The organism is Niallia sp. HCP3S3_B10 (assembly GCF_052064465.1).
Taxonomy (GTDB): Bacteria; Bacillota; Bacilli; order Bacillales; family Cytobacillaceae; genus Niallia; species Niallia hominis.
Map to the genome: position 1 here is coordinate 1 of NZ_JBQHVO010000098.1, position 10,262 is coordinate 10,262.

A 10,262-nucleotide genomic window follows, 5' to 3' on the forward strand; every position below is an offset into this window, starting at 1 on the left:
CCCGTTCCCATACCGAACACGGAAGTTAAGCTTCTAAAGCGCCGATGGTAGTTGGGGGTTCTCCCCCTGTGAGAGTAGGACGTCGCCAGGCTTTTATACTTTTAATATCGTCGCGGGGTGGAGCAGTCTGGTAGCTCGTCGGGCTCATAACCCGAAGGTCGCAGGTTCAAATCCTGTCCCCGCAATCAAACAATGAAAAAAATCCTTAGGAATAACCTAAGGATTTTTTTGTTCGTCTAAGAACCTCCAAAATGGAGAGACTGTGGATATCTAAGTTAAACAGACTGATAAATGAATGAAAAAAAGTATAATAGATTGATTTGAATGGATATTTTGTATTTCTTTTAGGATTATGAAACAAACTATTCTGTTTCCTCAAAAAAACAAGGAGACTTGCTTTAGACTCATAGGTTTATTGAGTATAATAAAAGATATACCATTATTAAATTTAATATTAGGAGTAATTTATGAAAAACTTTGAGTGGAAGGCAGATAATGTGGAAGAGACGATTAGTTTTGCTGAGCGAATTGGCTTGCTTTTAAAAGCAGGGGATGTAATTACTTTAGAAGGGGATCTTGGCGCTGGCAAAACAACTTTTACAAAAGGAATCGCGAAAGGATTAGGAATAGCTAAAACGGTTAATAGTCCAACCTTTACAATAATAAAGGAATATCAAGGGATATTACCGTTATATCATATGGATGTCTATCGATTAAAGGATAGTGAGGAAGATTTAGGCTTTGAGGAGTATTTTGAAGGGGATGGAGTTACTGTTGTGGAATGGGCCCATTTAATTGAGGACCAACTGCCAATAGAATTTTTGCAAATTCAATTGTTTTATGACGACACTTCAGGAAGGAAAATAGTTTTATCCCCTAAAGGTTCTCGCTATATGCAATTATGTAAGGAGATATTTGAATGAAGATATTAGCAATAGATACGTCAAATTTTGTTTTAGGTATTGCTTTATATGAAGATGGAAAGGTAATTGGGGAATATATCACTAACCTGAAAAAGAACCATTCGATTAGAGCGATGCCTGCGATCGAGCAATTAATGAAGGAATGTGATATAAAGCCAAAGGATCTCTCCAAGGTTGTAGTAGCAAAAGGACCTGGATCTTATACAGGCGTTCGGATTGGGGTTACGATTGCAAAAACACTTGCCTGGACATTAAATATTCCATTAGTAGGTGTTTCTAGCCTAGAAGTACTTGCTGCATCTGTAGGACGATATTTTGATGGTTATGTGTCTCCACTATTCGATGCTAGAAGAGGACAGATTTATACAGGGTTATATCATTTTACAAGTAATAAAGTGGAAATAATAAAAAAGGATCAATTGATTTTATCTACAGATTGGGTTCAGCACCTTGCTCCATTGAAGAAAAGCATATTATTTGTTGGGAATGATTTACCTCTTCATGAAGAAATCTTAAAGGACGGATTAGGTGATCTTGCTTATTTAGCAGATGGAGTGGATTTTAATCCGAGACCTTCTATCCTTGCTATGTTAGGAGAATCAAGGCCAGCTGAAGCGATACATACGTTTACACCTAATTATATACGGTTAGCAGAGGCAGAGGCAAATTGGCTGAAAGCAAATAAAAAAGAGATAAAGGAAGACAGGGGATAATGTCAGCATTTGAATTTCGCTATATGACAGTTGCGGATATCGATGATATTTTCAAAATCGAAATGATTTCTTTTACTACTCCTTGGAGTAAAGAGGCTTTTTATAATGAGCTAACACAAAATCGATTTGCTAAATATATTGTAATCCAACATGAAGAAGGGCTTGTCGGGTATTGTGGAGTATGGATTGTTGTAGATGAAGCTCATATTACAAATATAGCTATTCTGCCAGAGTACAGAGGAAAAAAGCTCGGTGAAACGTTACTTACAAAGATAATGGATGAGGCAAGGCAGCTTGGTGCTACTTCTATGACATTAGAAGTCCGTGTGACAAATATGGTGGCACAAAATTTATATAGAAAACTAGGATTCCAAAACGGTGCAATTAGAAAGAAGTACTATACAGATAATCAAGAAGATGCTTTAGTAATGTGGGTGAAATTATGAAAAATAATAATGATTTGATTATATTGGGTATGGAAACAAGCTGTGATGAAACAGCGGTTTCTATTGTAAGAAATGGATCGGAAATCCTTTCAAATATTGTAGCTTCTCAAATTGAAAGCCATAAGAGATTTGGTGGAGTCGTTCCAGAAATTGCTTCAAGACATCATGTGGAGCAAATTACGCTTGTAATAGAAGAAGCGCTCTCCCAAGCGGATGTCACTTATGAAGAAATCGATGCAATTGCTGTAACAGAGGGACCAGGTTTGGTAGGAGCTCTTTTAATAGGAGTGAATGCTGCTAAAGCAATAAGTTTTGCACATGATATCCCACTTGTGGGTGTACATCATATTGCTGGGCATATTTATGCCAATCAACTTGTGGATAACTTAGAATTCCCTTTATTAGCACTAGTGGTTTCTGGAGGGCATACAGAATTAGTATTAATGAGAGAGCATGGTCATTTTGAAGTTATTGGAGAAACAAGAGACGACGCTGCTGGAGAAGCCTATGATAAGGTTGCGCGAACACTTAATCTTCCTTATCCAGGTGGCCCTCATATTGATCGACTAGCGACAGAAGGGAATGCTGCTGCTGTAAAGTTGCCAAGAGCATGGATAGAAGGAACCTATGATTTTAGTTTTAGTGGATTGAAATCAGCAGTTATCAACACTGTGCATAACGCTGAGCAACGTGGAGAAGTTATTAGACCTGAAGATTTGGCAGCTAGCTTTCAGGAAAGTGTTGTGGAAGTATTGGTATCAAAGACTGTCGAAGCAGCAGAGCAGTACCAAGTGAAGCAAGTTGTATTAGCAGGTGGGGTTGCTGCTAATAAAGGACTTAGAACTGCTCTTATGGATAAGTTTAAAAAGATGAATTCCGTAAAATTAACGATACCACCATTAGCTTTATGTACAGATAATGCGGCAATGATTGCTGCAGCAGGAACCATTTTCTTTGAAAAAGGGCAGCGATCAAGATTGGATTTGAACGGAAACCCAGGATTAGATATAACAATCCACAATGGAATGGAGTAAGACTTTGGCCCTATATGCGTCACTGTGAATAAATATGATGTTATATACACACGCTGTGGATAATGTGAATAATTTATTATGTGTTTGTGGATAATGTGGGTAAATATGTGGAAAGTTGATAAAACAATCCTTGATATGTGGATAATAATGTGGAAAAAAAGTACTGGGTAAATAAATACCCAGTACTTTTTACTTATCTGATAATTCGGTCCATTCATCCATTAACCGTTCGATTTGATCTTTTAACTGTTCAAGGCTTTTATTTAACTCTAAGACCTTTTCGTGATCTTGGAAAATTTCAGGTTCGCATAGAAGAGCTTCCTGTTCTGATACTTTTATTTCTAGCTCTTCAATAGTTGTTTCTATTTCTTCAATTCTTCTTAATCTTTGACGTTCTAATTTTTGCACTTCCTTGCTCATTTGGTAAGAGCTTTTCTCTTCTGTCCCTGTATTTTGTGCTTGTTTTACAGCAGCATTTGCTTCTAATGCCTGAATTTCTGCTTGCTCCAGCTTCTTTTCCACATAATAATCATAGTCGCCTAAGAATTCTGTGGATCCACTCTTATCTAATTCAATCACCTTTGTTGCAATTCTGTTAATAAAATATCTGTCATGGGAAACAAAAAGAATGGTACCTGGGTAATCAATTAAAGCATTTTCGAGTACTTCTTTACTGTCTAAGTCTAAATGGTTTGTCGGCTCGTCCAAAATTAAGACATTTGGTTTTTCCATCATTAGCTTAGATAATGCGAGACGTGCCTTCTCTCCACCACTTAATGAATTTACTATTTTTAAAACATCGTCTCCTGAAAATAAGAAATTGCCGAGGACAGTACGGATATCTTTTTCAGGTGTCAGTGGAAAGTCATCCCATAATTCATTAAGGACTCGTTTATTAGAGGTAAGTTCTGCTTGTTCTTGATCGTAGTATCCAATCATGACATTTGAGCCAAGTGCTATCGAACCAGCATGTTTTGGCAGCCTATCAATGATTGTTTTTAATAGCGTTGATTTTCCAACACCATTTGGGCCAACTAGGGCAACACTTTCACCTCTATTTATTTGGAAGGAAATATGCTCAGATACTGAATTATCTTTATAACCAATGGAAAGATCATTAATTTTTAATACATCATTTCCTGTTTGTTTTGTAATTTCAAAGCCGAAGGAAGCAGATTTTTCATTGCCGTCTGGACGATCGATTCTATCCATTCTGTCCAATGTTTTTCTGCGGCTTTGTGCTCTTTTGGTAGTAGACGCTCTTGCTAAATTTTTTTGAATGAATGTTTCTAGTTTGGCAATTTCATCTTGTTGCTTTTCGTAAAGTTTCATTTCTCGCTCATAATTTGCCGCTTTTTGCTCAAGATAACCGCTATAGTTACCAATAAACTTTTGAATATGGTGTCTTGATATTTCGTACACTTGGGTCACTACTTTATCAAGGAAATAACGGTCATGGGAAACGATTAATACAGCACCCTTATAACCTTGCAAGTATTGCTCCAACCAAGATAATGTTTCAATATCTAGATGGTTTGTTGGTTCGTCTAGTATGAGAATATCTGGTGTAGTTAGTAGAAGCTTTGCTAGTGCTAATCTTGTTTTTTGACCACCACTTAACGTAGAGATTTTTGTACTGTAATTGAATGTACTAAAGTTTAAACCATGTAAAACGGAGCGGATATCTGCTTCGTATTGATAGCCACCGCTTTCTTTAAATTCAAATTGCAGGTGGTCATATTCCTTTAAAATTCGCTCAAAAGCATCTGGGTTTTCGATTGTATTGGGATCGGACATCTTTTGTTCCAGTTTTCGTAAATGTTTTTCTTTTACTTGAAGCTCATGGAAAACTGTTAACATCTCATCCCAAATGGAAAGGCTTGATTCCAAACCTGTGTTTTGAGCTAGATAACCTATTTCGACATTTTTGGGCTTTATGATTTCACCGGAGTCATAGGATAATTGCCCAGCGATAATTTTCAATAAGGTAGATTTGCCAGCGCCGTTTCTTCCCACTAGAGCGATTCGGTCTCTCGTTTGTACTTCTAATTTTATATTTGATAAGATAAGTTCAGCTCCAAAATGCTTAGATAGCTGATTTACTTGTAATAGTATCATTTCTTCACCTCAGGGGATTATGTACCATAAGTGTAACCTATAAATATGTTATCCTGCAATAAAAGGGGAAATGGGAAAAAAGTGATAATAAATACACATTCTCTTTAAAATAGTGTATCATTTTGCTTAGAGGTGTTATTATGGGGGAGTTTACACATTTTAATCAGGAAGGCCATGCGAAAATGGTTGATATATCAGAAAAAAGTGAAACCGCTCGCATAGCTGTTGCTCTATCTAGTATTAAAGTAAGTGAAGAAATTTATGAGAAAATCACAAAGCAGGAGATAAAAAAAGGAGATGTACTAGCTGTTGCCCAAGTAGCAGGAATAATGGCTGCTAAAAAAACAGCTGACATCATACCTATGTGTCACCCAATTATGTTGAAGGGTGTCGATATATCGTTTCAATGGGAAGATGATGCGGAAGATTTTCAATTGATTATTTCCGCAACCGTAAAGACAATCGGAAGTACAGGTGTGGAAATGGAAGCATTGACTGCTGCATCTGTTACAGCTTTAACGATTTATGATATGTGTAAAAGCTTGGATAAAGGGATGGTAATTGGCCCCACCTATTTAGTCGAGAAATCAGGTGGAAAAAATGGCGATTACAAAAGAGAGCAGTAGAATAACTGCTAATTTTTAAATATAGGTAGGGGATAAGTATGCATAATGAGGTAATGAAAATACCGCAGGCAACAGCAAAGCGGTTACCATTATACTATCGTTTTTTAAAAAATTTACATTCATCAGGTAAGCAGAGAGTGTCTTCTGCTGAATTAAGTGAAGCAGTGAAGGTCGACTCTGCCACAATAAGACGGGATTTCTCTTATTTTGGCGCGCTTGGAAAAAAGGGATATGGATACAATGTAAACTATTTATTATCATTTTTCCGTAAAACATTAGATCAAGATGAACTAACGAAAGTAGCTTTAATTGGTGTTGGTAATTTAGGGGTTGCCTTTTTGAAATATAACTTCTTAAAAAATAATAACACAAAAATTGAAGTAGGATTCGATGTTATAGAAGAAAAGATTGGCACTTTAGTGAACGATGTGCCTATTCATCATATGGATGATTTAGAGAAGGTTCTGCAAGAGAATGGTGTTGAAGTAGCAATACTAACGGTACCAGCACATGCAGCACAAATTATTACAGATCGTTTAGTAGAGAGTAATATCAAAGGAATATTGAATTTTACTCCTGCTCGCTTAAATGTGCCAGCGAATGTGAGAGTACATCATATTGATTTGGCTGTGGAGCTGCAATCGCTTGTTTATTTCTTAAAGCATTATCCTACGCCAGATGTAGAGGCAGAGGAAACGGAAGAATAAAAAGGAAATGCGTGTATAAGGGTGTAGCGGAAACTACATTCTTATACACGCATTTTTTTTAGAAAGAATTAAAAAGTGGCCCGTTGATTTCCACTCTTAATTATTTTCTATCATTGTTTCGGCTTTTTTCTATCTGTTTGGTTTTTTTTCAGGAAAAAGTGAAAGTTGATTAATTTTATTCCTGATCCGATGTCAAAGGTTGCCAGGATGACTAGTAAATACGTATAGAATCCCCATTCTTGATTTAATTGTAAATCGTGGATTGCAAAATACGTAAAAAGAGCTCCAAAAATAATATATAGAACTCCTGAAAATAACGGTGATCTTCTCATTTTATAAAAATCCTCCAATAAATTGTGTTACGCCCGAGTATTTTTCCTGCCATTCGATAATTTTGTCATAGTTTAATTGCAAAATTACTACGAGTGTGTTCATTGCGACATGGGCAAAGATTGGCACAAGGATTCTTTTGGTTTTTACATATAGGAATGCAAAGGTAAAGCCCATGCTTGCATATAGAAGGATGTGGACAAAATCTCTATGAGCAACTGCAAAGATAAGGGAACTAACTAGTGCAGAGATAAAAAATCCGAATCGCTTGTAAAGGGAACCGAAAATGATTTTGCGGAAAACAATTTCCTCTAATATCGGTCCAATAATACTTACTACCAGAATAACAAATGGTGCGGCATCAATAATACGCATGATTTGTTCCGTGTTTTCTGATCCTGGTTTAATGCCTAATAACTGTTCAATTATTCCTGCAAAACTCTGGGCAAATAAAGATAGAAAAACACCGCCAATTGCCCAGCCGATAGAAGAAGGAATGCTCATCACATCTGAACGCATTGGATGTCTGAATTCTTTTCTTAACAAAACAAGACAGATGATTAAGGCAACGATAAAACTAACTATTAGCCAAATAACGCCAGATTGGAATTGAACCGGTTTAGAAGCTGGATTGTACCCAAGTAAATCAGCGATAAAAAGAACGACCGGAACTCCAACAAAAGTGGAGAGCTGCATGGCGATATAAGTTATTAAGATAATCCAATATTCTTTTTTCAAAATAAAAGCTCCTTTAAATAATTGATAGGTTTAATAAATTTGTGTAAAAGGAATATATCTAGGCTAATCAGTATTTATTATATTTGGGCAAAGAGACAATCATACTTCCTATTCTACTAATAAGCAGTGCTCTGTTTCAAATAGTAACAACTAAAAAATAGAAAGAGTGAATATTTAAAGCTTTAACGTATATACTTTCTAAGGGCAATAGAAACTAGAAAAAAATTTACGAAAAAATAAGTCTTGTCTCTTGCATTATGAGAAAAGATTAATTAATATAATAATTGTGTTAGCACTCATAGCGATTGAGTGCTAATAAGAAAATAAAATGTATATAATTTGAGGAGGTTGTTTCACTTGTTAAAGCCATTAGGAGATCGCATTATTATTGAGCTTGTTGAAACAGAAGAAAAAACTGCAAGTGGTATCGTATTACCGGACTCTGCTAAAGAAAAGCCTCAAGAAGGCAAAGTAGTAGCTGTAGGAACTGGTCGCGTATTAGATAACGGAGAGCGTGTTGCGCTTGAAGTATCTGTTGATGACCGCATTATCTTCTCAAAATACTCTGGTACTGAAGTGAAATACGAAGGGAAAGAGTACTTAATTCTTCGCGAGAGCGACATTTTAGCTATCGTTAGCTAATTCTATTTTAACATAAGAGATTACGTAATAAAAAATACATGAGATAACAATACTTGAGGAGGTTTTTCAAAATGGCTAAAGATATTAAATTTAGTGAAGAAGCTCGCCGTGCTATGCTGCGTGGGGTAGATGCTCTAGCAGATGCTGTAAAAGTAACACTTGGACCAAAAGGACGCAACGTGGTTCTTGAGAAAAAATATGGTTCACCACTTATCACAAATGATGGTGTAACAATCGCAAAAGAAATCGAATTAGAAGATGCATTTGAAAACATGGGTGCAAAACTTGTTGCGGAAGTAGCAAGCAAAACAAATGATGTTGCTGGGGACGGTACAACAACTGCAACAGTTCTAGCTCAAGCAATGATTCGCGAAGGACTTAAAAACGTTACAGCTGGCGCTAACCCAATGGGTATCCGCAAAGGGATGGACAAAGCGATTGCTGCTGCAATTGAAGAGTTAAAAGCTATTTCTAAACCAATTGAAGGCAAAGCTTCTATCGCACAAGTTGCTGCCATTTCTTCTGCTGATGAAGAAGTAGGACAATTAATTGCTGAAGCAATGGAACGTGTTGGTAACGACGGAGTTATCACAATCGAAGAATCAAAAGGCTTCACTACTGAATTAGATGTAGTAGAAGGTATGCAATTCGACCGTGGATATGTTTCACCTTATATGGTAACTGATTCTGATAAAATGGAAGCTGTTCTTGAAAATCCATATCTTTTAATTACAGATAAGAAGATTTCGAATATCCAAGAAATTTTACCAGTATTAGAGCAAGTAGTTCAACAAGGGAAACCATTATTAATCGTTGCAGAAGACGTAGAAGGCGAAGCAAATGCTACATTAGTATTAAACAAACTTCGCGGTACATTCACTGCAGTAGCTGTTAAAGCTCCTGGCTTCGGTGATCGTCGTAAAGCAATGCTAGAAGATATCGCTGTTCTAACTGGCGGTCAAGTAATCACAGAAGATCTTGGCTTAGAGCTTAAAACAACAACAATTGAATCTTTAGGACGCGCTGCAAAAGTAGTAATCACAAAAGAAACTACTACTATTGTTGAAGGTGCAGGTTCATCTAATGATATCCAAGCACGCGTAAACCAACTTCGTGTTCAATTAGAAGAAACTACTTCTGAATTTGACCGTGAAAAACTACAAGAACGCCTTGCAAAACTTGCTGGTGGTGTGGCAGTAGTTAAAGTTGGTGCTGCTACTGAAACAGAATTAAAAGAACGTAAATTACGTATCGAAGACGCTCTAAACTCTACTCGTGCTGCTGTAGAAGAAGGTATCGTAGCAGGTGGTGGTACAGCACTTCTAAACGTATACAATAAAGTAGCTGCTATCCAAGCAGAAGGCGACGAAGCAACTGGTGTAAACATCGTTCTACGCGCAATCGAAGAGCCAGTTCGTCAAATCGCATTCAACGCAGGCCTAGAAGGATCTGTAATCGTTGAGAAATTGAAAAACGAACCAGTAGGAACAGGCTTCAACGCTGCTAACGGCGAGTGGGTAAACATGATTGAAGCTGGTATTGTTGACCCAACTAAAGTTACTCGTTCTGCCTTACAAAACGCAGGAAGTGTAGCTGCTATGTTCTTAACAACAGAAGCTGTAGTTGCTGATAAACCTGAAGAAGGTGGCGCAGGTGCTGCAATGCCTGATATGGGCGGCATGGGTGGAATGGGCGGCATGATGTAATCATCGCCCAAACCCCTTGATATATGAGGGTTTTATGTAAGAGGGGAGCGCAATGCTAACATTTTGCTAATATTGAAGTTAGACAACGGAGGCTTCTCAAAAGTTTAAGTAAACTTTTGAGAAGCCTCTTTTTTATTTTCTAGTGTTCCTTGTAAAAAAGTATATTGTAATCTTCTATAACTAGTAAGTTTTAAAAACCTTTTAATCCCTGTAAGGCAAAGTGAATGGGTTTTCCAATCGCTTGATTTAAGTATGGCATGTTCTGACGCACGGTTTCTG

11 protein-coding genes, 1 tRNA gene and 1 rRNA gene are annotated in these 10,262 nt (G+C 37.0%); 10 read left to right on the plus strand and 3 right to left on the minus strand.

All coding sequences use genetic code 11. The features are described 5' to 3' along the window. The 6 genes from rrf to tsaD form a co-directional block, all read left to right on the plus strand. Positions 1-91 (plus strand): 5S ribosomal RNA (gene rrf, locus ACTNDN_RS23855); the annotation flags it as partial. Between the two features lie 20 nt (positions 92-111). After that, positions 112-185 (plus strand) — tRNA-Met (locus ACTNDN_RS23860). Positions 186-467: 282 nt separating this feature from the next. Continuing rightward, positions 468-923, plus strand: a complete 456-nt coding sequence (tsaE, locus tag ACTNDN_RS23865) for a tRNA (adenosine(37)-N6)-threonylcarbamoyltransferase complex ATPase subunit type 1 TsaE (RefSeq protein ID WP_235252723.1) — start codon at positions 468-470, stop codon at positions 921-923. Beyond that, positions 920-1,636 (plus strand): tRNA (adenosine(37)-N6)-threonylcarbamoyltransferase complex dimerization subunit type 1 TsaB, encoded by a 717-nt coding sequence (gene tsaB, locus ACTNDN_RS23870; protein ID WP_251628919.1) that lies wholly within the window; start codon positions 920-922, stop codon positions 1,634-1,636. Before tsaE ends, tsaB begins: the two co-directional genes overlap by 4 nt. After that, complete coding sequence (gene rimI, locus ACTNDN_RS23875) at positions 1,636-2,082, plus strand: ribosomal protein S18-alanine N-acetyltransferase (RefSeq protein WP_235252721.1); 447 nt, start codon at positions 1,636-1,638, stop codon at positions 2,080-2,082. The genes tsaB and rimI overlap by 1 nt, the downstream gene beginning before the upstream one ends. Further along, a complete protein-coding gene (gene tsaD, locus ACTNDN_RS23880; RefSeq protein ID WP_031540010.1) occupies positions 2,079-3,116 on the plus strand; it encodes a tRNA (adenosine(37)-N6)-threonylcarbamoyltransferase complex transferase subunit TsaD in 1,038 nt (345 codons plus the stop codon). Before rimI ends, tsaD begins: the two co-directional genes overlap by 4 nt. 189 nt (positions 3,117-3,305) lie before the next feature. Here the strand turns inward: tsaD and ACTNDN_RS23885 are convergent, their stop codons facing one another. After that, positions 3,306-5,234 carry an ABC-F family ATP-binding cassette domain-containing protein gene (locus tag ACTNDN_RS23885; protein WP_031540009.1) on the minus strand — a complete coding sequence of 643 codons (1,929 nt, stop codon included), beginning with the start codon at positions 5,232-5,234 and terminating at the stop codon, positions 3,306-3,308. A 140-nt stretch (positions 5,235-5,374) separates the two neighbouring features. Here ACTNDN_RS23885 and moaC point away from each other — a divergent pair, with 140 nt between their 5' ends. Together moaC and ACTNDN_RS23895 are read left to right on the plus strand one after the other, a co-directional pair. Further along, positions 5,375-5,860, plus strand: coding sequence for a cyclic pyranopterin monophosphate synthase MoaC (gene moaC / locus ACTNDN_RS23890; RefSeq protein ID WP_235252719.1), 486 nt, complete (start codon positions 5,375-5,377; stop codon positions 5,858-5,860). A 38-nt stretch (positions 5,861-5,898) separates the two neighbouring features. After that, positions 5,899-6,567, plus strand: coding sequence for a redox-sensing transcriptional repressor Rex (locus ACTNDN_RS23895; RefSeq protein ID WP_031540007.1), 669 nt, complete (start codon positions 5,899-5,901; stop codon positions 6,565-6,567). A 110-nt stretch (positions 6,568-6,677) separates the two neighbouring features. Here the strand turns inward: ACTNDN_RS23895 and ACTNDN_RS23900 are convergent, their stop codons facing one another. Further along, entirely contained in the window at positions 6,678-6,899 is a 222-nt protein-coding gene (locus ACTNDN_RS23900) for a YdiK family protein (protein ID WP_031540006.1), read from the minus strand. A 1-nt stretch (position 6,900) separates the two neighbouring features. Further along, positions 6,901-7,635 carry a lysostaphin resistance A-like protein gene (locus ACTNDN_RS23905; protein ID WP_441132479.1) on the minus strand — a complete coding sequence of 245 codons (735 nt, stop codon included), beginning with the start codon at positions 7,633-7,635 and terminating at the stop codon, positions 6,901-6,903. 357 nt (positions 7,636-7,992) lie between these two features. On the opposite strand from ACTNDN_RS23905, the gene groES reads away from it, so the two are divergent. Beyond that, the gene (groES, locus tag ACTNDN_RS23910) at positions 7,993-8,277 is read left to right on the plus strand and encodes a co-chaperone GroES (RefSeq protein WP_400245197.1); all 285 of its coding nucleotides are present in this window, start codon (positions 7,993-7,995) and stop codon (positions 8,275-8,277) included. Between the two features lie 71 nt (positions 8,278-8,348). Continuing rightward, the gene (gene groL / locus ACTNDN_RS23915; RefSeq protein WP_441132481.1) at positions 8,349-9,983 is read left to right on the plus strand and encodes a chaperonin GroEL; all 1,635 of its coding nucleotides are present in this window, start codon (positions 8,349-8,351) and stop codon (positions 9,981-9,983) included. The last annotated feature ends 279 nt before the right edge of the window (positions 9,984-10,262 follow it).